This is a genomic window from Amycolatopsis sp. CA-211722 (assembly GCF_056828465.1).
This window is the reverse complement of the sequence record NZ_CP184752.1, coordinates 6,531,842-6,553,994: the sequence shown is the minus strand read 5'-3', so window position 1 is coordinate 6,553,994 and position 22,153 is coordinate 6,531,842. Positions and strand designations below refer to the sequence as shown.

The 22,153-nt window shown below is 70.0% G+C and carries 24 protein-coding genes; 7 read left to right on the top strand and 17 right to left on the bottom strand.

The annotated features are described in order from the left end of the window. Window positions 1–6: 6 nt before the first annotated feature. The 4 genes from ACOCEP_RS30925 to ACOCEP_RS30910 are packed head-to-tail and all read right to left on the bottom strand — an operon-like array spanning window position 7 to window position 3,434. Complete coding sequence (locus ACOCEP_RS30925) at window positions 7–459, bottom strand: Lrp/AsnC family transcriptional regulator (protein WP_016334198.1); 453 nt, start codon at window positions 457–459, stop codon at window positions 7–9. Beyond that, window positions 456–1,598: a M24 family metallopeptidase gene (locus ACOCEP_RS30920; protein WP_478228360.1), complete on the bottom strand. Its 1,143-nt coding sequence runs from the start codon at window positions 1,596–1,598 to the stop codon at window positions 456–458. Before ACOCEP_RS30920 ends, ACOCEP_RS30925 begins: the two co-directional genes overlap by 4 nt. A 10-nt stretch (window positions 1,599–1,608) precedes the next feature. Then, the gene (locus ACOCEP_RS30915; protein WP_482332634.1) at window positions 1,609–2,859 is read right to left on the bottom strand and encodes an MFS transporter; all 1,251 of its coding nucleotides are present in this window, start codon (window positions 2,857–2,859) and stop codon (window positions 1,609–1,611) included. Next, the gene (locus tag ACOCEP_RS30910; protein WP_482332633.1) at window positions 2,856–3,434 is read right to left on the bottom strand and encodes an ArsR/SmtB family transcription factor; all 579 of its coding nucleotides are present in this window, start codon (window positions 3,432–3,434) and stop codon (window positions 2,856–2,858) included. Before ACOCEP_RS30910 ends, ACOCEP_RS30915 begins: the two co-directional genes overlap by 4 nt. A 118-nt stretch (window positions 3,435–3,552) precedes the next feature. On the opposite strand from ACOCEP_RS30910, the gene ACOCEP_RS30905 reads away from it, so the two are divergent. The 3 genes from ACOCEP_RS30905 to ACOCEP_RS30895 all read left to right on the top strand — a co-directional run bounded on the left by ACOCEP_RS30905 (window position 3,553) and on the right by ACOCEP_RS30895 (window position 6,074). Then, window positions 3,553–4,089: an NADPH-dependent FMN reductase gene (locus ACOCEP_RS30905; protein ID WP_482332631.1), complete on the top strand. Its 537-nt coding sequence runs from the start codon at window positions 3,553–3,555 to the stop codon at window positions 4,087–4,089. A 75-nt stretch (window positions 4,090–4,164) separates the two neighbouring features. After that, window positions 4,165–5,109 (top strand): 5'-3' exonuclease, encoded by a 945-nt coding sequence (locus ACOCEP_RS30900; RefSeq protein WP_482332630.1) that lies wholly within the window; start codon window positions 4,165–4,167, stop codon window positions 5,107–5,109. Then, the gene (locus ACOCEP_RS30895) at window positions 5,106–6,074 is read left to right on the top strand and encodes a pirin family protein (protein WP_482332629.1); all 969 of its coding nucleotides are present in this window, start codon (window positions 5,106–5,108) and stop codon (window positions 6,072–6,074) included. The genes ACOCEP_RS30900 and ACOCEP_RS30895 overlap by 4 nt, the downstream gene beginning before the upstream one ends. 308 nt (window positions 6,075–6,382) lie before the next feature. On the opposite strand, the gene ACOCEP_RS30890 is transcribed toward ACOCEP_RS30895, so the two are convergent. The 5 genes from ACOCEP_RS30890 to ACOCEP_RS30870 form a co-directional block, all read right to left on the bottom strand. Continuing rightward, window positions 6,383–7,603, bottom strand: a complete 1,221-nt coding sequence (locus tag ACOCEP_RS30890; protein WP_482332628.1) for a GNAT family N-acetyltransferase — start codon at window positions 7,601–7,603, stop codon at window positions 6,383–6,385. 43 nt (window positions 7,604–7,646) lie between these two features. Then, window positions 7,647–8,045 carry a DUF4333 domain-containing protein gene (locus tag ACOCEP_RS30885; protein WP_482332626.1) on the bottom strand — a complete coding sequence of 133 codons (399 nt, stop codon included), beginning with the start codon at window positions 8,043–8,045 and terminating at the stop codon, window positions 7,647–7,649. Window positions 8,046–8,079: 34 nt separating this feature from the next. Beyond that, a complete protein-coding gene (locus tag ACOCEP_RS30880; RefSeq protein WP_482332625.1) occupies window positions 8,080–9,279 on the bottom strand; it encodes a GNAT family N-acetyltransferase in 1,200 nt (399 codons plus the stop codon). Window positions 9,280–9,320: 41 nt separating this feature from the next. Then, the gene (locus ACOCEP_RS30875; protein ID WP_482332624.1) at window positions 9,321–10,139 is read right to left on the bottom strand and encodes a DUF4333 domain-containing protein; all 819 of its coding nucleotides are present in this window, start codon (window positions 10,137–10,139) and stop codon (window positions 9,321–9,323) included. A gap of 509 nt (window positions 10,140–10,648) precedes the next feature. Beyond that, the gene (locus ACOCEP_RS30870) at window positions 10,649–13,426 is read right to left on the bottom strand and encodes a DEAD/DEAH box helicase (protein WP_482332623.1); all 2,778 of its coding nucleotides are present in this window, start codon (window positions 13,424–13,426) and stop codon (window positions 10,649–10,651) included. A 112-nt stretch (window positions 13,427–13,538) separates the two neighbouring features. Between ACOCEP_RS30870 and ACOCEP_RS30865 the strand changes: the two genes are divergently transcribed. After that, complete coding sequence (locus ACOCEP_RS30865; protein ID WP_482332622.1) at window positions 13,539–14,126, top strand: hypothetical protein; 588 nt, start codon at window positions 13,539–13,541, stop codon at window positions 14,124–14,126. Here the strand turns inward: ACOCEP_RS30865 and ACOCEP_RS30860 are convergent. The 7 genes from ACOCEP_RS30860 to ACOCEP_RS30830 form a co-directional block, all read right to left on the bottom strand. Continuing rightward, window positions 14,110–14,985, bottom strand: coding sequence for a diacylglycerol/lipid kinase family protein (locus ACOCEP_RS30860; RefSeq protein WP_482332621.1), 876 nt, complete (start codon window positions 14,983–14,985; stop codon window positions 14,110–14,112). The two genes, ACOCEP_RS30865 and ACOCEP_RS30860, sit on opposite strands and share 17 nt — an antisense overlap. Window positions 14,986–14,992: 7 nt before the next feature. After that, window positions 14,993–15,964, bottom strand: coding sequence for a twin-arginine translocase subunit TatC (gene tatC / locus ACOCEP_RS30855; RefSeq protein WP_482332620.1), 972 nt, complete (start codon window positions 15,962–15,964; stop codon window positions 14,993–14,995). Between the two features lie 94 nt (window positions 15,965–16,058). Further along, window positions 16,059–16,391, bottom strand: a complete 333-nt coding sequence (tatA, locus tag ACOCEP_RS30850; RefSeq protein WP_482332619.1) for a Sec-independent protein translocase subunit TatA — start codon at window positions 16,389–16,391, stop codon at window positions 16,059–16,061. A 37-nt stretch (window positions 16,392–16,428) separates the two neighbouring features. Then, on the bottom strand, window positions 16,429–16,638 hold the full coding sequence (locus ACOCEP_RS30845) for a bacteriophage holin (RefSeq protein ID WP_482332618.1): 210 nt from the start codon (window positions 16,636–16,638) through the stop codon (window positions 16,429–16,431). A gap of 9 nt (window positions 16,639–16,647) precedes the next feature. Next, a complete protein-coding gene (locus ACOCEP_RS30840; protein WP_482332617.1) occupies window positions 16,648–17,625 on the bottom strand; it encodes a helix-turn-helix transcriptional regulator in 978 nt (325 codons plus the stop codon). Continuing rightward, window positions 17,622–18,602: a helix-turn-helix transcriptional regulator gene (locus ACOCEP_RS30835; RefSeq protein WP_482332615.1), complete on the bottom strand. Its 981-nt coding sequence runs from the start codon at window positions 18,600–18,602 to the stop codon at window positions 17,622–17,624. Before ACOCEP_RS30835 ends, ACOCEP_RS30840 begins: the two co-directional genes overlap by 4 nt. Before the next feature lie 9 nt (window positions 18,603–18,611). Further along, window positions 18,612–19,043 carry a winged helix-turn-helix transcriptional regulator gene (locus ACOCEP_RS30830; RefSeq protein WP_482339851.1) on the bottom strand — a complete coding sequence of 144 codons (432 nt, stop codon included), beginning with the start codon at window positions 19,041–19,043 and terminating at the stop codon, window positions 18,612–18,614. Between the two features lie 105 nt (window positions 19,044–19,148). Between ACOCEP_RS30830 and ACOCEP_RS30825 the strand changes: the two genes are divergently transcribed. The 3 genes from ACOCEP_RS30825 to ACOCEP_RS30815 are packed head-to-tail and all read left to right on the top strand — an operon-like array spanning window position 19,149 to window position 21,272. Beyond that, window positions 19,149–20,087 carry an NADP-dependent oxidoreductase gene (locus ACOCEP_RS30825; RefSeq protein ID WP_482332614.1) on the top strand — a complete coding sequence of 313 codons (939 nt, stop codon included), beginning with the start codon at window positions 19,149–19,151 and terminating at the stop codon, window positions 20,085–20,087. Window positions 20,088–20,124: 37 nt separating this feature from the next. Then, complete coding sequence (locus ACOCEP_RS30820) at window positions 20,125–20,577, top strand: SRPBCC family protein (RefSeq protein WP_482332613.1); 453 nt, start codon at window positions 20,125–20,127, stop codon at window positions 20,575–20,577. Continuing rightward, window positions 20,574–21,272: an SDR family oxidoreductase gene (locus tag ACOCEP_RS30815; protein WP_482332612.1), complete on the top strand. Its 699-nt coding sequence runs from the start codon at window positions 20,574–20,576 to the stop codon at window positions 21,270–21,272. The genes ACOCEP_RS30820 and ACOCEP_RS30815 overlap by 4 nt, the downstream gene beginning before the upstream one ends. Here the strand turns inward: ACOCEP_RS30815 and ACOCEP_RS30810 are convergent. Beyond that, window positions 21,269–22,132, bottom strand: coding sequence for a TIGR03620 family F420-dependent LLM class oxidoreductase (locus ACOCEP_RS30810; protein WP_482332611.1), 864 nt, complete (start codon window positions 22,130–22,132; stop codon window positions 21,269–21,271). The genes ACOCEP_RS30815 and ACOCEP_RS30810 overlap by 4 nt on opposite strands. Window positions 22,133–22,153 lie beyond the last annotated feature (21 nt).

The window sequence follows — 22,153 nt, the reverse complement described above, 5'->3', positions numbered from 1 at the left end:
TCCGTTTCACAGAGTGGGCGAGCGGCCCTCGAACGGCGTCGACAGCACCACGGTGGTCCGCGTCGAGACCTTGGCGGACTCCCGGATCCGCCGGAGCAGATCCTCCAGGCCGAGCGGCGAAGCCACCCGGACCAGGAGGATGTACGACTCGTCGCCGGCGACCGAGTAGCAGGACTCGATCTCCTTGATGTGCTCCAGACGCTGCGGATAGTCATCCGGCGCGGCCGGATCGTTCGGCGTGAGCGAGATCAGCGCCGTGAGCGGCAGGCCGATCTGCTCACCGTCGAGCCGCGCGGTGTACCCGAGGATGACCCCGCGCTGCTCCAGTCGGCGCACCCGCTGGTGCACCGCCGACACCGAAAGCCCGACGCGCTCCGCCAGATCGGTGAAACTGCGCCGCCCGTCGGCGGCCAGTTCCTGCACGATGGCCTGATCCAGCGGCTCCAGGGAACCGGTCATGCGTCGAGCACGATCAGGTCGTGCGGGCGCTGGTTGACCGATTCGACGCCGTCCTCGGTGACCACGACGATGTCCTCGATGCGGGCGCCCCAGCGGCCGGGCTGGTAGATACCGGGCTCGACGCTGAAGGCCATGCCCGGCTCGAGCGGAAGCGCGTTGCCCTTGATGATGTAGGGCTCCTCGTGCACGTCGAGGCCGATGCCGTGGCCGGTGCGGTGGATGAAGTACTCGCCGTAACCCGCCTCGGCGATGATGTCGCGTGCGGCGGCGTCGATCGACTCGGCGGTGACGCCCGGACGGACGGCGTCGACGGCGGCCTTCTGGGCACGCTGCAGGACGGCGTAGGTCTCGGCGACGTCGGCGTCACGCGGCTCGCCGACCGCGTACGTGCGGGTGGAGTCGGAGTTGTACCCCTCGGCGATCGGGCCGCCGATGTCGACCACGACGACGTCGCCGCGCTCGATGACCCGGTCGGAGACGTCGTGGTGCGGGCTGGCGCCGTTGGGACCCGAGCCGACGATCACGAAGTCGGCGTGGGTGTGGCCCTCTTCGACGATGGCGGCGGTGATGTCCGCGCCGACCTCGGCCTCGGTGCGGCCGGGGCGCAGCCATTCGTGCACGCGGGCGTGCACACGGTCGATGGCGGCACCCGCGTCACGCAGCGCCTGGATCTCGGCGGCGTCCTTGCGCATCCGCAGTTCGCGCACGATCGGCCCGGCGAGCGTCTGCTCCGCGTCACCGAGCGCGCCGCGGAAGGCGAGCACGTGCAGCGCCGGGGTGAAGTCGCTGACCGCCACCCGGCCGGGCTTGCCCAGCCTGTCGGCCACCAGCTCGTAGGCGTTGTCCCCGTCGACCCAGGTGACGATCTCGATACCGAGTTCGTCGGCGGGGACGTCGGCGTAGCCGGGTGCCTCCAGCTTCGGCAGCACCAGCGCCGGAACGCCGTCGGCCGGGATCACCAGCGTGGTCAGCCGTTCGAAGGAGCCCCCGGCCTGGCCGATGAGGTAGCGCAGGTCCGAGCCGGGTGCGATCAGCAGGGCGTCGGTGTCGGCGGCGGCCGCGGCGGCGCGGGCCCGGTCGAGGCGGGCGCGGAGGCTGGCGGCGTCGGGGGCAGGGTTGTGAAGGGAACGGCGCGACATGAGGGCGAGCCTAGTCGGTCCGCGCCCCTTGGCTCACCGGCCGGTCACCCCCGATCGGGGCGGGATCGTCGAGTCCGCGCCAGACCCGGAAGATCGCCGGGAAGGTGCCGGCGATCAGGTACAGACCGCCGAACACGGCGAGCGCGCCGACGAGGCCGATGCCGTCCAGCAGCAATCCCGCCGCCATCGAGCCGAGCGGTGCCGCGGCGAGCACTCCTCCCACCAGAAGGCTGAGCACGCAACCCCGCACGGCCTCGGGAACCCGTTCGTAGACCACTGGGAGCACGATCGGGTTGAGCGCGCCCGCACCGATCCCGGCGACCACGAGTCCGGCGAGCAGCACGGCAGGCGGAGGTTCCAGCGCGAGCAGGGCGAACCGTGGCGCGCCTTCGATCGCGACGGCGACGAGGATCGCCGTCCGCCGGGAGAACCGGTGGCCGATCCAGCCGTAGAGCGCCGAGCCGAGGAGCGCACCCGCCGCGACGGCGGTGATCATCGCGCCGATGAGCGCGGTGCTGTGCAGGACCTGATCGCCATACGCCGGGTACAGGACGCCGAGGAGGCCGAAGTCGAGACTGCTGGTGAGCATCAGCATGCCGACCACCGCGCGCAGGACCGCGTCGTGTTTGACGTAGCCGAGTCCTTCGCGCAGTTGCTTGAGATATCCACCCGACGACGGTCTCGGCGGACCGGCCGCGACCGGGATCAGCGCGAACACCAGCACCGAGGACAGCATGAGCGCGCCCGCGTCGACGAACAGCACCGGCACCGGGCCGATCAACGCGATCAGCGCGCCGGCGGCGGGTCCGCCCGCCATCCGGCCGGTTCTCATCGCCGCCTCGACGGCGCTCGTCGCCCGGCTCACGCGAACACCGCCGAGTTCGGCGACCCCGGGTAGCAACACCTGTTTGGCCGTGTCGGCGGGGCCGCGGGAAACACCCATCGCGAACGACAACGCGACGAGTCCCGGCAGGCTGAGCCCGGTGGTGGCCATCGCGAGCGGGATCAAGAGCACCGTCACGGTGGTCAGCAGATCGGCACCGACGCTGGCCCGGCGCGTGCCGACGCGGTCCACTACCGGTCCGCCCAGCAACGCGGCGACCATCAAGCCCAGCACTTCGGCCGCGGTGACGAGGCCGGTCTTGGTGCCGCTGCCGGTGGTCTGCAGCACGAACCAGGGGATCGCGAGCAACGTCGTCATCACTCCGGCCGAGGAGATCCCCGAAGCCACGACCAGAGCCCCCAGCGGCACCCGGCTCATGGCGTCTCCGGCCGGGACTTCCTCGGGAAGGCCGCCCAGTGCACGCGGACCTGGGTGTCGCCGTCCTTCTCCGGACGGCGGTAACGGCCGATCACGTCGAGGATCTCGTCGCTCAACGCGGCGGCCTCATCCGGTGTCAGCGAGAGCTGCGAGTCATCGAAGCTGACCTTGTCGATCCACTCGTCGGCCCAGTCCCGCACTTCGGCGACGAACCGCGCTTCGGCGGCGTAGCGCCTTTCGACCATCGCGTGCGCGTACGCGTTGAAGGGGCCGGCGAGGTCGGGATCGTCGATGAAGTCCCGGGCGCGCATCCGGTCGCCCTCGTGCACCGCCTTCCACCACCTGTCGCGCCTGCTGCCGCGTCCGGTGTCCTCCGTGATGAGCCCGGATTCGGCCAGCTGACGCAGATGCCAGCTCGTGGTCCCCGAACTCTCCCCCACCCGTTTCGCCAGCCCGGACGCCGTCGCCGGACCGTCCTCCCGCAGCAATTCCAGGATCTTGACGCGCAGTGGATGCGACAGCGCCCGCAGAACGCGCCCGTCGACCCGCGCGAGATACCTCTCGCTCTTCCCCATGAGGCACACGGTACAACCGCAGAGGTTTCTCTGCAAAGAGTTCTCTGCGATTGGTTCCGGATATTCGGCGATTCTGGAGTTTGACCTCTACTTAAGTTCAGGTTCTACGGTCTGTGCCATGACAACGAACCCGACTTACCAACTCGCCGTCGTGATCAGCAGCGTCCGCGAGGGCCGCTTCGCCCCCGTCGTCGCGAACTGGTTCCTCGATCGCGCCAAGCAGCGCGACGACGTCACCCTGTCCGTCATCGACCTGGCCGAAAGTCCCGGCGATCTCTCCCCCGGCGTCGCCGCCGCGGACGCCGTCGTCGTGATCGTCCCCGAGTACAACCACAGCTACCCCGGTCCGCTGAAGACCGCGCTCGACGCCACCGGTCCCGAATGGCACGGGAAGCCGGTCGCCTTCGTCTCCTACGGCGGGATCTCCGGCGGTCTGCGCGCGGTCGAGCATCTGCGTCCGGTCTTCGCCGAGCTCCACGCCGCCACGATCCGGGAGACCGTCAGCTTCCCCTACGCCTGGAACCACTTCGGCCCGGACGGGGCGCACGACGACTTCGAAGGCGCCTCCGCCGCGGCCACCACGCTGCTGAATCAGCTGAACTGGTGGGCCAACGCCCTGCGCGACGCTCGCCGGGTGCGGCCCTACGCGGCCTGACGGTGTCCGTGGAGGACCCGGCTGGGGGTCGGGTCCTTCACGGACATCCGGGGCCGGACATGGCAGGCTGTCCGGGTGACCGGACCACTCGCTCTCCTCGATTCCGCGAGCCTCTACTTCCGCTCGTTCTACGCGCTGCCCGATTCGATGACCGCCCCCGACGGGACCCCGGTCAACGCGGTACGCGGGTTCACCGACACCATCGCGCGGATCCTCGTCGACCGGCGGCCTTCCCGGCTCGTGGCGTGCCTCGACGCGGACTGGCGGCCGAAGTTCCGCACCGACCTGCTGCCCAGCTACAAGGCACACCGGGTGGCCGAAGAGGTCCCGGAAGGCAGCGACGTCGAAGAGGTGCCGGACACGCTGACGCCGCAGGTGCCGATCATCCTGGAGCTGCTGGAGGCCTTCGGGATCGCGACGGCCGAGGCGGCCGGATACGAGGCCGACGACGTCATCGGCGCACTCGCGATCCGCGAGAAGGAGTCCCCCGTCGAGGTCATCACCGGCGACCGTGACCTGTTCCAGCTGGTCCGTCACGAACCGACGGCCACGGTGGTCATCTACGTCGGCAAGGGCTGGAACAAGGCCGAGGTCCTCGGCCCGGAGGAGATCGCCGAGAAGTACGGCATCCCGGCCGCGAACGCGGGCCCCGGGTACGCCGACATGGCGGCGCTGCGCGGCGACCCGTCGGACGGGTTGCCGGGCGTCGCCGGGATCGGCGAGAAGACGGCGGCGAAGCTGATCACCCAGTTCGGTTCGCTGCAGGAGCTGATCGAGGCGTCCAACGCCGGTGACTCGCGCGTGCCGCTCAAGACCCGGCTCCGGCTGACCGAGGCCGCCGACTATCTCGCGGTCGCCCCGACCGTCGTCCGCGTCGCGGCCGACGCTCCGGTCGACCAGTCCCGTCCGGACGTCGTCCCGTCCGAGCCCGCCGACCCGGACAAGGTCGCGGAACTCGCGGAACGCTGGAATCTCGGCCGTTCGGTGGAGCGCCTGCTGGCCGCGCTCCCGAAGTCATGAGCAACACCGAGGCCGACCCGGCCGAACTGCTGTGCTCCGAACAGCCGGGCGAAGGTGTCACCGTGCTGACGCCACGCGACGTCCCGCTCGGCGGTCCGCGCGCCATCCGGGTCCGGCGGACGCTCCCGCAACGCCGGCGGTCCTTGATCGGCGCCTGGTGTTTCGCCGACCACTACGGCCCGCAGGACGTTTCGGAGTCCGGCGGGATGGACGTCGCGCCGCATCCGCACACCGGATTGCAGACCGCGAGCTGGCTGTTCAGCGGCGAGATCGAGCATCGCGACAGCATCGGCACCACTGCCATGGTGCGGCCCGGTGAGCTCAACCTGATGACCGCCGGGCACGGCATCGCGCATTCGGAAGTGTCCACACCGGACACATCGACCCTGCACGGTGTCCAGCTCTGGATCGCGCTGCCGGACGAACACCGTGACACCGCACGGGATTTCCGGCACTACGCACCGCCACTGCTCGAGCTGCCCGGCGCGACCGCCCGGGTCTTTCTCGGGAGTCTCGCCGGGACGACGTCGCCGGTCCCGGCGTTCACTCCCCTGCTGGGCGCCGAACTCACCGTGGAGCCTGGGGCGACCTCGGCCCTCGACGTCGACCCGGCCTTCGAGCACGGTGTCCTGCAGGACACCGGCTCCGTCACCGTCGCCGGGACCGCGTTGGGCACCGGGGAACTCGCCTACCTCGCGCCCGGCGCCGGACGGCTCGAACTGACGAACCCTGGCGGTGAACCGGCCCGGGTGCTCTTGCTCGGCGGGTCCCCGTTCACCGAGGAACTCGTCATGTGGTGGTACTTCGTGGGCCGGAGCCACGAGGAGATCGCCGAGTATCGCGAGGCGTGGCAGGCCCAAGCGGACCGGTTCGGCCAGGTGGAGGGCTATCAGGGCACCACGGCTTGGCTGCCCGCACCCGCGTTGCCGCAGGTCCGGATCAAACCTCGCCGGAATCCGGCTTAGCGGCACACCCCGTGAGTGGTAAGGACGGTTATTGAGCCGTAGGGCAAAGGTGTCCTGTCGGGTGACTCGCGCTCGGGGGGTGCTCGGCGAGGTGAAGGGAGCTTTCCCCTCATCGCACGCGAGGAAAGTCCCCTTCACCACAGGTGGTGCGGTCCTTAAGGGCGACAGAAGGCTAGGACACGTCGCGAAAGCCACTTTCGCGACGCCTGATGTCCCGAAAGTGGCTTTCGCGACACCGAAGCCCGCATCCAGCAATCGCCACATTTGGCCTACGGCTCACTAGAACCGTCCTTACCACTCACGAGTGGCTAGAAGAACGTCCCGCACCACGGGGTGCGCGCGGTGTGGAACAGCGCGTCGGCACGGGCCACCGCCGCCTCGTCCAGCACCTCGACCCGGCCGGACATGGCCAGATCGCCGAAGAGGCCGTGGCCGAGGTACAGCGACGACAGGGTGGCGACGTCCAGCCGCAGATCGGCCTCGGCGGTCGTGCGTTCCACGCCATCCGGGCCGACGAGGTAACGACCGTCGTTGCCGGGAAGCTGCTTGTCGTGCACTTCGAGCACCACGGGCTCGGCGGGGCCGTACGAACGTGCCCGCAGCGCCGCGAGGACGTCGACGAGGCGCAGCCACAGGTCGTCGATCACCTCGGTGGTGTTCACCGCACGCGGGTCGGTGAGCAGTTCGGCGAGCGGCTCGTCCACCGGGCGGCCCCGGCCGGCGACGGCCGAGACCAGGTCGATGGACAGCAGGAAGCGCCACAGACCCGCCCAGGCCTGTGGCGTGGCGGCGTGGAGTTCCCGGATGTCCAGGAGCGCCCCACGGTCCGGCGCCTGCCGGTCGCGAGTGTCGATGGTCTGGTAGACGACGAAACCGTCGTCCCCGTCTGGTCCACTGTGGACGGCCACGCGGTATCCGTCGTCTCCGGTGACCACTCGCTCGAAGAATCCCGGCCACCAGTTGGCGGGACGGGAGACGAAGCCCGGCCGCGTTCCCTCGAAGCGGTGATACAACGCGGGGACGCGCTCCACGGCTTCGGCCGGGGTGACGAACCTGACCACACCGTCCCGCCCCACGCCGTCGCGCAGCCGGGCGCGGGGGCGTTCGACGGAAACGCCACGGCAGAAAGTGGCCGCGCCGTAACCGAAGCGGCCGTAGATCACCGCTTCCGACGCGTGCAGCGCGGCGAGCGGGACGCCGCGCGCCGCGAGATCTTCGAGCTGTGCGGCCATCATCGAGGTGAGGATCCCGCGGCGAGTCCAGTCGGCGCGGACGCCGACACCGTCGACGGCGGCCGTGACGAGCTTCTGTCCACCCGGGACGGTCAGCTCCACCTCGAACGAACTGGTGATGCCCACCGGGGTGCCGTGGTCGTCGAACGCGGCGAATTTCCCGGCCGCCGGCCAGGACGGAGCCATCTTCGCCCAGACCTCGTCCGACGCGGGCTTGCCGTGCAAGGACTGCGACAGGACGTCGAGACACGCCCGCTGTTCGCCTTCGGCCACGGCACGCACAGGGAATTCGCTCATACCGACGATCCTGCCGCCCGGGCCGGGCGAACCCAACCCGTTTTCAGGCAGGCGCGCCGACCTCGTAGCGGCCGTCTTCCCCGGTGACGGTGATCGTGACGGTCTTGCCCTCGCCGCCGACCTGGACGGTGCAGGTGAACGTGCTGCCGTCCTTGACGGTCTGGTTCGCCGGGCAGAGCACGTCGCCGACTTCCCTCACCTGATAGGTCTCGGTGAGGATCTTCCGCACGTCCGCCTGCATGGTCCGCGGGTCGAAGACTCTGCCTGGAGCGGCGGAGGACGACCCGCCCGACGTGGCGGGGGTGCCCGACGAAGCGCTCGTCGTCGGCGGGACCGTGACGGTCTTCGTCGCCGGCGCGGGCGCCGGGTCGTCCGAGCACGCCGCCAGCACCGCGAAAGCGGCACAACACAGACCGACCGTCGCGACGGCTCGCCTGCTCAAGCTTCTCCACCCCCACCGGTGTGATCATCCAACGTCAGAAGAAGGTACCGCACCAAGGATCGACCCGCGTGCCGAACAGCAGGTCCGCGCGTTCCAGTGCCGCCGCGCCCGTGGCCCGGACCCGGCCGGCGGCCGCGAGATCCGACGGACGCCAGCCGCCGAGGTACACCATCGACAGGGTGTCGGCGTGGAGTTCGAGATCCGCCGCGTCGGTGGTGCGGACGGCGCCGTGCTCGGACAGGCGAAAGCGGCCGGAATTGTGGTCCAGGAAGGGATCCGTGACCTCGATGACGACCGGTTCGCCTCGGTAGGTGCGCGCGTCGAGCATCCTCTCGACGTCGACCAGCCGGAGCCAGCCCTCGTCCTGGATCTTCTGCACGGTCACGTGCCGCGGGTCGGTGAACAGCAACTCGACCGGCTCGTCGAGCGGCCGCTTCTCGGCGGTGATGACGTCGACCAGGTCCACGGAAACCAGGTAGCGCCACAACCCCGCGAACGCTTCAGGGCTCGCGTAGTGGAACGACTGGATCTTCAGGGTCGTCTGAGCGTCGAAGCGCGCCCGATCGACGGTGTAGGTGACGTAGCCGTCGACCCCGTCCTGGCCGCGGTGGACCGCGGTCGTGACCGGCGTGGTCGCCCGGCGCAGTTCCCGCTCGTAGCCCGGCCACAGATGTGGGCTCCGCGCGATCATCCCCGGCCGGGTGCGGGGAAGCGCGTCGAAGAGCGAAGGCCATTCCTCGACGGTGCTTTCCAGATCCAGCAACGAGATCTCCCCGCCCGCCGGGGCCTCGGGCCGGAAGCGGGCACGGCGCTTGTCGACCTCGATCGACTTCGCCCGCACGGCGACGCCGTACCCGAACCTGCCGTAGATGGCGCCTTCGGACGCGTGCAGCATCGCCGCGGGAAAGCCCCGGGCGGCGAAATCCTCGAACTGAGCGCGCATCAGGCCAGTCAGTACGCCGCGGCGGATCCGGTCGGCTCGGACGCCGACCAGGCTGACCGCGGCGAGCGGCGTCGTGCCGCCTCCGGGCAGTGTCACTTCCGAATCGAAGGACCGGAGGGTGCCGATCAGCTCCTGGTCGAAGGCGCCGAACCCGCGATCCGGCTGCATCGAAGGCGCGATGGCCGACCATTCCTCGTCAGTCATCTCCTTGGCGTGCAAGGCGCGCCGGAACAAGTCGGTCGCGGCCCGTTCCTCGTCGGACCGCAACCGCCGCACTGAGAAGTCGCTCATGACACGATCATGCAGGATCGGCCACGACCGGCGCCCGCCGATTATTTGGTGGCGGGCGGCGAGACCTCGTAGTTGCCGGTGTCACCCTTCACGGTGATCGGCACCTCCTGCGGCTTGCCCTCGATCGTGGCGGTGCAGGTGAACTTCGCGCCGTCCTTGACCTCCTGGCCGGAGGGGCAGGTGACCGCGCTGATCTCCTTGATCCCGTAGGTCTCGGTCAGCAGCTTCTGCACGTCGGTCTGCATCTGCGTGTTGTTGAACACCTGGGTGTTGAACCAGCCCGGCGTGACGAAGCCGAGGATGCCGACCGCGGCGATGATCACCACGAGCGCGCCGATCCCGATGAAGAGACCCTTCTTGGACTTCGGCTTGTCCTGCGCCTCGCCCTGGTTGCCCGGGAACTGGCTCTGGCCGTAGTCGTACTGGCCCGGCTGCTGCTGGCCGTACTGCGGCTGCTGCTGCGGGCCGCTCTGGGGGTAGCCGGGCTGCTGCTGGGGCCCGCTCTGCGGATATCCCGGCTGCTGTCCGTACTGCGGCGGCTGCTGCCCCCACTGCGGCTGCTGTTGCTGGGTCTGCGACGGGTCGTGCTGCGGGTAGCCCGGCTGCTGCTGGGTCTGCGACGGGTCCTGCTGCGGGTAACCCGGCTGCTGCTGCGACGGGTCGTACGGTGCGGGCTGCTGACCCCACTGCGGCTGTTGCTGCTGGGTCTGCGACGGGTCGTACTGCGGCTGCTGGCCCCATTGCGGTTGCTGCTGCGGGCCGCTCGGCGGTTGAGCGCCGCCCGGCTGTTGCCCGTAGCCCGGCTGCTGACCCCATTGGGGCTGCTGCTGCGGGTCGTTGCCGCCATACGGCGTGCTCATCGTTCGCCTCCGCCTGTTCCGCCATCGTCACACCGGCCGACCTGCATGGCCGTCGTGGGCGATCCAACCACAGGTCGGCGCCCCTGCCCACTGTTCCCGGCCGGTGTCGGGGCAACTCACCGCGACCGTGCTCACACCGGACGCGGGTCCGCTCCGCCGGTCAGCCCAACGCCTCGTTGCCGGTGCCTGTCCTTCCCGAGTACATGAAGGCCCCCTTCCTTGCGCCTAAGTACAGGAAGGGGGCCTTCATGTACTCGGCCAAGTTGTGAAGGTCGAGTTTCCTCGGCTGAGCCGAGGGAAGGGGGCCTTCACGCGCAACCCTTGTGACTCCTGGTGCAGGTGGGGCGCACGTGGCGATCGTCGAGTTCGTGAAGGCCTCCTTGACGGACTCTGGGCCCCTCAAGGGGGCCTTCACGGACTTCGGCCAGTAACCAACCGCAGCGGATCTGACGGCCGAAGGCGTCGGGAGCCTTCACCCACCGGCCGACCTCAGGAAGTCACGAGGCCGGTCACGCGCCGCCGGCCGCCACGACACCGCGCCGCAACGCCTTCACCGCGTCCGAGGCCGCCGCTCCGACCGCGTCCGCCTTGCCGAGGACGTCGCGGATCTGGTCCAGCAGATCGATGACCTGCCGCGACCACCGCACGAAGTCACCGGCCGACAGCTCCTGCCCGTTCGCCTCGGCGGCGGTGAGGACCTTTTCCAGCGATTCACCGCGCGCCCATCGGTAGACGGGCCAGGCGAATCCGGCGTCGGGTTCGCGGGTGCGGTCCAGTTTGTGGCGCCGCTCGTCCTCGGTGAGCTCCATCCACAGCCGTGTGGTCGCCTGCCAGGCGTCGAGCACCTTGCCCGCCGGGAGGCGGGGCTCCCCCGCGGTGTCCCGGCGTGCCTCGAAGACCAGCGTCGAGACGACGGCGGCGAGCTCGGCGGGCGCCAGGCCCTTCCAGACGCCGTGCCGGATGCACTCGGCGGCGAGCAGGTCGGACTCGCTGTAGAGCCGGGTGAGCCGCTTGCCGTGTTCGGTGACGCGGTTCTCCCCGTCGCCCTTCGACTCGGGGCCGAGGTACCCGCGCTCGCCGAGCAGCCGGAGGATGCGGTCGAAGGCTCGGGCGAGCGAGTGCGTGGTCGCGGCGACCTTGCGTTCCAGTTGCTCGGTCTCGGCCGTGAGCCGCTGGTAGCGCTCGACCCAGCGCAGATTCGCCTCGCGTTCGGCGAGACCGTGGCAAGGATGCGCGCGCAGCGCCCGTCGCAGTGCGGCCAGCTCACCGTCCTCATTGGCCCCGGCGCGCCGCTTTTGCCTGCCGGGCAACGAGATTCCCGCGTTGCGCAGGCTCGAAGCGATGTCCCGCCGGGTCTTGGGCGAGCGCAGCTCGATGTGCTTCGGCAGCTTGATGTTCCCCAGTGCCTCGACCGGCGACGGGAAGTCGGAGACCGAGAGCGGCCCCGACCACCGGTCCTCGGTGACCACCACGGGCCGCGGTTCGCGGATCGGGTCGAGCCCCGGGTCGACGACGACCGCCAGCCCGGCACGCCGGCCCGCGGGCACGGCGATGACGTCTCCCTTGCGGAGCTTCTCCAGGGACTCGGCGGTCCCCGCGCGGCGGGCGGAGGTGTTCTGCCGCGAGAGCGCCTTCTCCCGGGCGGAGATCTTCGCCCGCAGCTCGACGTACTCCAGCATCTCGTCGAAATCGCCGGTGATGGCGGAGGTGTAGCCCCGCAGGGCCTCCTTGTTCCGCTCGATCCGCCGCGCCGTGCCGACCACCGACCGGTCGGCCTGGAACTGCGCGAAGGACTGTTCGAGCAGGTCGCGGGCCTCTTCCGCGCCGACCTGGGCGACCAGGTTCACCGCCATGTTGTACCCGGGCCGGAAGGACGACCGCAGCGGATACGTCCTGGTCGAGGCCAGCCCGCCGACCTGCTTCGGATCGATCCCCGGCTGCCAGGCGACGACCGCGTGGCCTTCGACGTCGATCCCGCGCCGTCCGGCCCGCCCGGTGAGCTGCGTGTACTCCCCCGGTGTCAGGTCGACGTGCGCCTCGCCGTTGTACTTCACCAGCCGTTCCAGCACGACTGTGCGCGCGGGCATGTTGATACCGAGCGCGAGTGTCTCGGTGGCGAAGACGACCTTCACCAGGCCCTGGACGAACAACTCCTCGACGGTCTCCTTGAACGCCGGGAGCAGCCCGGCGTGGTGCCCGGCGATCCCGCGTTCGAGCGCCTCACGCCACTCCCAGAAGCCGAGGACGCCGAGGTCACCCTCGGGGAGATCCTTGGTGCGCTCGGCGACGATACGGCGGACCTTCTCGACCTCTTCGGGGCCGTTGAGCCGCAGGCCCGAGCGGACGCACTGGCCGACGGCGGCGTCGCAGCCTGCGCGGGAGAAGATGAAGACGATGGCGGGAAGCAGCCCGGCGTTGTCCAGCCGCTCGACCGTGTCGGTGCGGGACGGCGGCCGGTACCGCGGCATCCGCGACGGCGCCCCGCGCCGCCCGCGAGGCCCCCGCAACCCGGCCGGGGCGAACCGGCCGCCGATCTCCTCGGTACGGCGAAGCAGGCTGGGGTTGATCCGCAGCTCGGCGCCAGGCGCGTGTTCCTCCTGGCCGGCGAACAGGTCCATCAGCCGGTTTCCGACCAGCATGTGCTGCCACAGCGGCACGGGCCGGTGCTCGTCGACGACGACGGTGGTGTCGCCGCGGACCTCGACGAGCCATTCGCCGAACTCCTCGGCGTTGCTGACCGTGGCCGACAGACCGACGACGCGGACGTGCTCGGGCAGGTGGAGGATGACCTCCTCCCAGACGGCGCCGCGGAACCGGTCGGCGAGGTAGTGGACCTCGTCCATCACCACGTACGCGAGCTCGCCGATGGTCGAGGACCCGGCGTACAGCATGTTGCGGAGGACCTCGGTGGTCATGACCACGACCTGCGCGTTGCCGTTGATCGACGTGTCGCCGGTCAGCAGGCCGACGGCGTCGGGCCCGTAGCGGCCGACGAGGTCGGCGTACTTCTGGTTCGACAACGCCTTGATGGGCGTCGTGTAGAAGCATTTGCGGCCCTCGGCGAGGGCCAGGTGCACCGCGAACTCGCCGACCACGGTCTTCCCGGCGCCGGTGGGCGCGCAGACGAGCACGCCGTGACCGTCTTCGAGCGCCTCGCAGCCGCGGACCTGGAACTCGTCGAACTCGAACGACGATTCCGCCGCGAAGCGGGTCAGCTGGGGGTATCGAGCGCGGCGCTGGGAGGCCGTGTAGGCCTCGGCCGGGGTCTGAGAAGGGCTATTGACCACTTCGTCAGGGTTCCATACCCCACCGACAGTTCGCACTCGGTGTGACGATCTCGGGAACGGCCGCCACCCTCGTGTCATCCAAGGGGCGGATCCGTGATCGAGAGGGGACCCCATGGAGATCGCTTGCCCGCAATGCGCGCAGGTCGACCAGGTGCAGAGCGTTCCGGCGGTGTTCCAGAGCGGGCAGACGACCTACCGGGTGCAAGGGGGCATGACGGCCATCCCGGCGGGCGACGGCGTGGTCTACACCGCGACGACGCACACGGGTGTCTCGGTGACCGCGACCGCGGCGTCACTCAACCCGTACCCGGTGCTCCGGGGCGGGGGCTGCTTCCTGGCGCTCGCGCTGGTGCTGCTGATCCCGGCGTTCGCGTTCGTCTCCTTCGCCACCGGCTCGCTCGCCGAGAACCCCGCGCCGACGGCGAGCGGCCGTGTCGGTGCGGCCATCGGCGCCTGGATGTTCCCCTTCGGCGCCTTCGCCCTGGTCGCGTTGTTCGCCGTGCTGTTCGTTCTCCGGTCGCGGCGCAACGCGCGGATCCGGCGAGGCATCCCGAACGCGCTGGAGTACTGGCGCCAGGCATGGTTCTGCCATCGCTGCGGCGGGGTGTTCTTCCCACGCGGCGACCTGATGTCGCCCGCGACGTTCCGCGGTCTCGTGTGGCGCGCGGGTGACTACGCCGGGCTCATCCGACGACGGTGAGCGCGCCGGGGACGCAGGTGACGTCGAGCGGCAGCCTGCCCACCGGCTCTCCGTCGGCGTACACGGGCAGGTCACTGCCCGCCAGATGGATCTGACTGGCTTTGAGGACACGCACCGCCGGATGCGCGAGGTGCTGCCCGGACCGGACACCGGGCAGCATGCGGAGCAGGTCACGCCGGGTCGCGTCGCCGACGACGGTGACGTCGAACAGGCCGTCTCCGGGGTCCGCGCCGGGGCAGATCGGCATGCCGCCGCCGTAGAACGGGGTATTGCCGACGGCGATCATCGTGGCGTCGAGTTCGAGTGTCTCGACGTCCGTGCGGAGCACGACCGGCCGGGGCCGGAACGCCGCGAGCTCGGCCAGGATCGCGACGTCGTAGCGACGCGGGCCGCGCGGCCACGTCAGCCGATTGGCTCTTTCGGTGACCAGGGCGTCGAAACCGGAGCACAGGACCGTGGCGAACCATTCGCCACCGGCCCGGCCGAGGTCGATCCGCCGCCGTTTCCCCTCCGCGATCCGCCTGGAGACGAGATCCGCCGCGGCGTGCGGGCGTTCGGGGATGCCGAGCGCCCTGGCGAAGTCGTTGCCGGTGCCCGCGGGGACGAGCCCGAGCGCGACACCGGATTCGGCGCAGAACTGGACGCCTTGGTGAGCCGCCCCGTCACCGCCGAGGACGACGAGGACGTCCAGACCGGACGCGCGCGAGTCGGTCATCAGCGCGCGGGATTCCTCGACCGTGTGGGCGACGAGGACGTCGAGCCGGTCCACGACGGGCCGCAGCCGCGCCGCGACCGACTCCATCAGCCGTTCCGCGGCCCCGTTACCCGAGGCGGGGTGGACGGCCAGCGCCGCGTACATCCCCGGCTCAGGTGACGTCGTCGGTGCTGGTGCGCTTGCCGTTCGTGGCGGCCGACGGCTCCTCGTCGATGGTGCTCGGCGTGTAGTCGAACGGCGCGGCCTCGTCGTCGGCGAGCTGGTCCCAGCCCTCGGTGCCGCGCTCCTTGTCGAGCTTGCGGTCGTGGAAGCGCGCGATCTGGATGGACAGCTCCAGGAGCACCACCAGCGCGCCCGCCAGGGCGAGCATCGAGAACGGGTCCGAACCTGGTGTCGCGAAGGCGGCGAAGACGAACACGACCATGATCAGGCCGCGACGCCACTTCTTGAGTGTCTGGTACTTCAGGACGCCGACGCGGTTCAGCATCACCACGAACAACGGGAGTTCGAAACTGACGCCGAAGATCAGCAGCAGCGACAGGATGAACGAGATGTACTTGTCACCGGTCAGCGCGGTGATGAACTGGTCGCCACCGAAGTTCATCAGCAGCTCGAGAGCGTGCGGGATGAGCAGGTACGCCAGGACCGCTCCGGCGGCGAAGAGGATCGACGCGAAGAAGACGAAGGTGAGCGCGTACTTGCGCTCCTTCGAGTAAAGGCCGGGCGCGATGAACGCCCAGATCTGGTAGAGCCACAGCGGGGCGAGCAGGACCGCGCCCGCGGCGAGACCGACCTTCAGCTGGATCATGAAGGCTTCGAACGGGACTGTCTGAAGCAGCTGACAGGGACCGTTGGGTTCCCCGCCGAGCCTGCGCTGGTACGGGATGCCGCAGTACGGCCCGGTCATGATCTCGCCGAGCGACGGGATCGGCCCTACCTTGGTCTGGAACCAGATGAACCCGATGATCCCGCCCGCCAGGATGGCGAGCAGCGCGAAGCCCAGACGGCGGCGGAACTCGTAGATGTGCTCGATGAGCGTCATCGTGCCGTCGGGGTTGGTCCGACGGCTGCGCTTGCGCCGCTTGGTGCCGCGGCGCTCCTCACCGGAGGCGGAATCCGCCACTGGACAGTCCGTTCTCGTCAGGGTCCACCATGAGCGCGCCGGGACTCCGGCGCGCTCATCCGCGAACAGGCTCCGCTTGGCTAACTAAGACCGCTCAGCTGGCGTTCTTCTGCGCCTGCTCGGCCGGAGCGGGCGTGGCGGCCTGCTGCTTCTTGAGCTCGTCGAGCTGACGCTGGAGGTCGGCGACCTGCTTGTCCTGCGCGGTCGCGGCGGGCGCGGGCGCGGCGGCCTGCGGCAGCTGCTTGGTCTCGACCTCTTCGGTCTCGGCGGCCTTGTCCTTGTCCCCGGCCATGTCCTTGGTCTCGGCCTTGAAGATCTTCATGGACTTGCCGATGGACCGCGCGGCGTCCGGAAGCCTCTTGGCGCCGAACAGCAGGACAACGACGAGCACCAGGATGATGATGTGCCACGGCTGCAGCGCGTTCATCGTTTGCGGCCTCCTTCTCGAGTCTCTATGTGTGATGTTACCGGTCTTCGAGCCCGCGCCGTTGCGCGATCGCCACGCGGAGCGCGGCCGACCTGGCACGAAGGAGCCCTGTCCGTTTTCGGGTGTTCGTAACCACCATGCTCATCGTATGGGTGAGCACGCGCAAGACTCTGCGTACTTTGATCAGCAGAACAAAGAGCAGGATCAGCCCGGCGACGGCGAGCGCGATGCTCGGCAGGTACGACACGGCGTCACCCTACTGCTCGTAGGTTGACGTTAGGTGACGAGCCCGGGCCAGCGCGTCGGCCGCCCGTCGACGAACTGCCTCTCCGAGCGCGACCGGGCTTTCCACCTGCGCGTCTCCGCCCAACCCCAGGATGAGCCGGACCATCCAGGACTCGTCGGCGTACCGCATCCGGATCCGCAACCGTCCGCCGTCGAGCTCGTCCAGCTCCTCGCAGGGGTAGTACTCGGCTACCCAGCGTGCGTCGGGGTCGAGGACGAGAACGGCTTCCTGCTGGTCGGGACGGGGGCGGAAAACACCATCGGAAATGTCAGTGGGCCGCGCGTGCGCCGGTGGGACGGCGGGTTCGTCGAGCACGGTCAGCTCGTCGATGCGGTCGAGCCGGAACAGCCGGACACCCTCGGCGCGGCGGCACCACGCTTCGAGGTAGCCGACCGCCTGGACGATGAGCAGCCGCATCGGATCGACGGTGCGTTCGGTGATCTCGTCCTTCGACGCGGTGTAGTACCGGATCCGCAACGCGCGCTTCGCGGTGAGCGCGGCCCGGACGGCTTCGCGGGTGCCGGCGGTCCTCTTGCCTTCCCGCACTCCCCCGCCGACGACGATGCCCGACGGCTGCGCCTGCCCCGCGGCGGCCTCGATCTTCGCGATGGCGCGGCGGACGGCGTCGGCGTCGACCACTCCGGGCGTCTCGGCCAGGGCGCGCAGCGCGACGAGCATGGCCGTCGCCTCACCGCCGGTGAGCCGCAACGGGCGGTTCATCCCGGCGTCGTGCGTGACGACGATCGTGTCGCCCTCGAAGGAGAGGTCGATCAGGTCGCCTGGGCCGTAGCCGGGCAGCCCGCACATCCACAGCAGTTCGAGGTCCTTGCGCAGCTGCTTGGGCGTGACGTCGAAGTCGTGGGCGGCGTCGTCGATCTTGATCCCGGGCCGGGCGAGAAGGTACGGCACCAGCGCGAGCAGGCGCGGCATCCGTCCGGTGGCGCTCATCGGGCACCGCCGGCGTGCGCGACGGCTTCGAGACGGCTGAAGACCGACTTCGCGAGGACCTCGGGTTCGAGGACGAGGACGTCCGGCCCGTGCGCGGTGAGCCAGTCGGCGGCGGACTCGGGGTAGTACAGCTCGATCTCCACGAGGTCGCCTTCTTCTCCCCCGGCGTCGCTGCGGCCGACCACCCGGCCACGGCGGCGGACGCCGGCGGCCCGGCCGTCGGCGACCCAGACACTGGCGATGGTCGGCGCGGACGGGTCTTCACCGCTGCTGGCGGAGACCATCTTCAGCAGGTTGACCCCTTCCGGGCGTTCGACGACGCCGGTTTCCCCGAAGGCGTCGACCTTCCCGGTCACCCGCGAGAGCCGGAAGCAGCGGGACGCACCACGGTCCCTGTCGTGCCCGACGACGTACCAGCGGCCCTTCCACGACACCACGCCCCACGGTTCGAGGGTGCGGATCTTGCGTTCGGCCGAACCGCTGCGGCGGTACTCGAAACGCACCGCCTGCCCGGCTTGGACGGCGGCGAGCAGCGGGCCGAACGCCGGTTCGGCGCGGACGCGGGGTTCGACGACGGTCGGGGCGTGGTCGTCGACCTCGACCCCGGCGGCACGGAGTTTCACCAGCGCGCCCTGTGCCTCACCGGTCAGCTCCGGGGAATCCCACAGCCGGACGGCGAGGCCGACCGCGGTCGCTTCGTCGGGCGCGAGGTCGATCTCGCCGAGTTCGTAGTCGCGGCGCGCGATGCGGTAGCCGTCGATCGCGTCGAACGCGGAGTTGCGGCCGGTCTCCAGCGGGATGCCGAGTTCGCGCAGTTCGGTCTTGTCGCGCTCGAACATGCGGAAGTACGCCTCGTCACTGGCCGCGTCGGCGTACCCGGGCACGATGCCCCGGATCCGCTCGGCGGTGAGGTACTGCCGGGTGGACAGAAGGGCCAGAACCAGGTTGACCAGACGTTCGGCGCGTGCGGTGGACACCCGGCTACCCTAGCCCGCGCCGTCCGACCCGATGGTGAGAGCCGCCGATCGCGCGTCGTAACGATCTCTGGCGGTCTCGACCTCGTCGAACCGGGTCTCGGCCCAGTCCTTGATCCCGGCCAGCAGCCGCCGGAGGCTCCGGCCGAGTTCGGTCAGTTCGTAGTCCACGCGGACCGGCACGCAGGCGGTGACCGTGCGGGTCACCAGGCCGTCCCGCTCCAGCGTCCGCAAAGTCTGAGTGAGCATCTTCTGGCTGACCCCGGCGATCCGCCGGGAGAGGTCGCTGTAGCGCTGCGGCCCGTCGCCGAGGGCGACGAGGACGAGGCTGACCCATTTGCCCGAGACCTCGTCGAGCAGCTTCCGGGCGGGACAAGCCGCGAGATAGGCGTCGTAGGCCCGTTTCTCTTCGTCCCGGCGTTCCTGTGCCGTGCGCGTGACCACGGTGCGCGTACCTCCGCGTGGGTTGGGCACCTCGAGGTGCGTACTTCCCGAAGGAGAGTAACTCCCCATACGTTCGCGGGGAACCATCCCCTTTGGAGGAGAACGATGCGCGCAGTGGTGGTCCGCCGGTTCGGCGGTCCGGAAGTCCTGGAATTCGCCGAAGTCCCTGTCCCCGTACCGGGAGCCGGTCAAGTACGGGTGAAGGTGGCCGCGGCCGGGGTGAACCCGGTCGACGCCGCGACCCGTTCGGGCTTCCTGACCGAGGCGGGGATCGTCCCGCCGCGTGAGGTGCTCGGAATCGGCTGGGATGTCGCCGGGACGGTCGACGCCGTCGGCGACGGCGTCACCGGTTTCGCCGCGGGCGACCGCGTGGTCGCTCTTCAGGACCGGCCGTCGGCGGCGCTCGGCACCTATGCCGATTTCGTCGTCCTCGACGCCGAGGCGATCACCGCCGCCCCGCGGACGGCGTCCCTCGCGGAGGCGTCGACCTTGCCGCTGAACGGTCTCACCGCGGTCCAGGCCCTCGATCTGCTCGACCTGCCACCGGGCGCGACGGTCCTGGTGACCGGCGCGGCGGGCGCTGTCGGCGGCTACGCGGTCACCTTGGCGAAGGCTCGCGGTTTTCGCGTGGTGGCCGTCGCCGGCGCGGCCGACGAGGCGCTGGTCCGAGGGTTCGGCGCGGAGATTTTCGTGTCCCGTGGCGATTCCCTCGCCGAGCGCGTGCGGGCGGTGATCCCCGGCGGCGTCGATGCGGCGCTCGACACCGCACTGCTCGGACCAGAGGCGTTGGACGCGGTGGCGAACCGCGGCCGGTTCGTCGTGTTCGCCGCCGGCGCCGCTCCGATTCCGTTGCGGGGCATCAAGGTCGAGCATGTCTGGATCGCCGCCGACGGCGTGGCGCTCGCCGGGCTGGTGAGCTTGGTCGACGATGGCGCGCTCACCCTCCGGGTCGCGGACACCTTGCCGTTGGCCGAGGTGGTCAAAGCACACGAACGCCTGGCCGAGGGCGGGCTCCGCGGGCGCCTGGTCCTGACCAACGAATAAGTTGACGCTTAATTAAGCCTACGGTTATCTTCGCATCATGGACAACGAGGAGACCCGGCTCGAACTCCGGCGCCAGTACCCGGACCCGATCGAGGACGTCTGGTCGGCACTGACGGAATCCGAGCGCACGGCCCGCTGGATCGGCACCTGGACGGGCGAAGCCGGCGTCGGCAACACGATCATGCTGTCGATGACCGCCGAGGAGGGCTCCGAGCCGGGTCCCGCCGTCATCCGCGAATGCGATCCGCCGAAACGGCTGGTCATGGAGCTGCACAACACCGGCGAGCCGACCTGGCGGGTGGAGCTGACCCTGACCCCGCGCGGCGGCGGGACGGTCCTCGATTTCGTGCACCGGATGCCCAAACCCGAGTGGGACACCTCGGACATCGCCAAGGGCTGGCACTTCTACCTCGACCGGCTCGGCGCTTCCCTCGCCGGCGAACCGGTGCCCGAATGGGACGGCTACACGCCGCCTAGTTTGGAGGCATGAACGATCGAGTACTGCTGATCACCGGCGCTTCCCGCGGCCTCGGTGAGGCCACCGCGCGCCGGGCCGCCGCGGCCGGATTCCGGCTGGCGTTGCTCTCCCGCGACCGCGAGGCACTCCTGCCACTCGTCGCCGAGTTCGGCGAGGAGCGCGCCCTCGCGGTCGCGGCGGACGTCACCGACTGGGGATCACTGTCCGCGGCCGTCGAGACGGTCGGGGAAACCTTCGGCCGGTTGGACGCGGTGTTCGCCAATGCGGGGCAAAGCGTCGTCGTCTCGTTCTTCGGCGAAGGCGGCGCGGACCCCGAACAGTGGCGGGACATGGTGCTGACCAACGTCTACGGCACCGCCCTCACCGCGCGGGCGACCCTTCCGGCGCTGGCGGAATCGAAGGGACACCTGGTGCTCACCGGCTCGGTCGCCGGACGCTACCACCGGCCGGGGAACCTCTATTCGGCGACGAAATGGGCGGTGACCGGGCTCGCCGGGTCCATCCGCGAGGAGGCGGTCGGCACCGGCGTGCGGGTCACCGTCGTGCAGCCGGGTCTGGTCGACACCTCCATGATCCCCGAGGACTCGAAGTCCAAGCCGAAGCTGGACCCCGACGACGTCGCGAGGGCGGTGCTCTTCGCGTTGGAGCAGCCGCCCTCGGTCGACGTCAACGAGATCGTGGTCCGCCCGACCGGCCAGGCCCGCTAGCGCGGCAGCAGCGAGTCGGCCAGCCGCCGCCAGTGCGGCATGGCCGATTCGCCGGGTTCGACGCCGATGACCTGGACGCCGACGTGGTCTGCCCCCGCGTCGAGATGCTCGCGCAGTTTCGCGGTCACGGTGTCGAGATCGCCCCAGAACACGAGATCGTCGACGAGCCGGTCGCTGCCCCGGCCACCGTCGATGTCGGCTTCGGTGTAGCCGAGGCGGAGGTACTTGGCGACGTTGTACTCCGACGTCAGGTAGCCGTGCAGATGCTCGCGGGCGATTTCGCGCGCCCTGCCCGGGTCGGTTTCGAACAGCACGGCGTGCTCCACGCCCAGGAACGCCTTCTCCCCCAGCACTTCCCGCGCCTGAGCGGTGTGCGACACCGGCACGTGGTAGGTGTGCGCGCCCGCTGAACGGTCCCGGGCGAGTTCGAGCATCTTCGGCCCGTACGCCGCCAGCAGCCGCCGGATCGGCTCGGCGGGCAGCGGATTCGCGCTGGTGACCGCGTCGAGGTCGTCGAGGTAGTCGCTCATCGCCCGCAACGGCTTGACGCCGGGCTGAGCGCCTCCGAAACCGAGCCCGAGGACATGCCTGCCCGGATACGCGTCGGCGAGCAGGAGCGCGGCGCCGTGGACCCATCGCGCCCCACGCGAGCCGATCCGCGCGATCCCGTTGACCACGGCCATGCGTTCGGTGGACGCGAGCAGGAATCCGGCGTGGGTCAGCGCCTCACGGCCGTCCCGTTCCGGGATCCAGATCGCGGGCCAGCCGAGTTCGTCCAGTTCCCGCACCGAATCCCGGAGCATGCTCGCGGGCTGATCCTCGAAGTCGAACGTCCAGATCCCGAAACGCCCCAGTTCCATCTGTCTCTCCTCAGGTCGAGT

Bases quoted from the DNA above. Each gene is read 5' to 3' on its own strand.
- ACOCEP_RS30820 (WP_482332613.1), top strand. From the start codon at position 20,125: ATGGACAACGAGGAGACCCGGCTCGAACTCCGGCGCCAGTACCCGGAC.
- ACOCEP_RS30825 (WP_482332614.1), top strand. From the start codon at position 19,149: ATGCGCGCAGTGGTGGTCCGCCGGTTCGGCGGTCCGGAAGTCCTGGAA.
- ACOCEP_RS30890 (WP_482332628.1), bottom strand. From the start codon at position 7,603: ATGAGCGAATTCCCTGTGCGTGCCGTGGCCGAAGGCGAACAGCGGGCG.
- ACOCEP_RS30815 (WP_482332612.1), top strand. From the start codon at position 20,574: ATGAACGATCGAGTACTGCTGATCACCGGCGCTTCCCGCGGCCTCGGT.
- ACOCEP_RS30810 (WP_482332611.1), bottom strand. From the start codon at position 22,132: ATGGAACTGGGGCGTTTCGGGATCTGGACGTTCGACTTCGAGGATCAG.
- ACOCEP_RS30915 (WP_482332634.1), bottom strand. From the start codon at position 2,859: ATGAGCCGGGTGCCGCTGGGGGCTCTGGTCGTGGCTTCGGGGATCTCC.
- ACOCEP_RS30910 (WP_482332633.1), bottom strand. From the start codon at position 3,434: ATGGGGAAGAGCGAGAGGTATCTCGCGCGGGTCGACGGGCGCGTTCTG.
- ACOCEP_RS30925 (WP_016334198.1), bottom strand. From the start codon at position 459: ATGACCGGTTCCCTGGAGCCGCTGGATCAGGCCATCGTGCAGGAACTG.
- ACOCEP_RS30895 (WP_482332629.1), top strand. From the start codon at position 5,106: ATGAGCAACACCGAGGCCGACCCGGCCGAACTGCTGTGCTCCGAACAG.
- ACOCEP_RS30865 (WP_482332622.1), top strand. From the start codon at position 13,539: ATGGAGATCGCTTGCCCGCAATGCGCGCAGGTCGACCAGGTGCAGAGC.
- tatA (WP_482332619.1), bottom strand. From the start codon at position 16,391: ATGAACGCGCTGCAGCCGTGGCACATCATCATCCTGGTGCTCGTCGTT.
- ACOCEP_RS30840 (WP_482332617.1), bottom strand. From the start codon at position 17,625: ATGAGCGCCACCGGACGGATGCCGCGCCTGCTCGCGCTGGTGCCGTAC.
- ACOCEP_RS30920 (WP_478228360.1), bottom strand. From the start codon at position 1,598: ATGTCGCGCCGTTCCCTTCACAACCCTGCCCCCGACGCCGCCAGCCTC.
- ACOCEP_RS30875 (WP_482332624.1), bottom strand. From the start codon at position 10,139: ATGAGCACGCCGTATGGCGGCAACGACCCGCAGCAGCAGCCCCAATGG.
- ACOCEP_RS30860 (WP_482332621.1), bottom strand. From the start codon at position 14,985: ATGTACGCGGCGCTGGCCGTCCACCCCGCCTCGGGTAACGGGGCCGCG.
- ACOCEP_RS30880 (WP_482332625.1), bottom strand. From the start codon at position 9,279: ATGAGCGACTTCTCAGTGCGGCGGTTGCGGTCCGACGAGGAACGGGCC.
- ACOCEP_RS30905 (WP_482332631.1), top strand. From the start codon at position 3,553: ATGACAACGAACCCGACTTACCAACTCGCCGTCGTGATCAGCAGCGTC.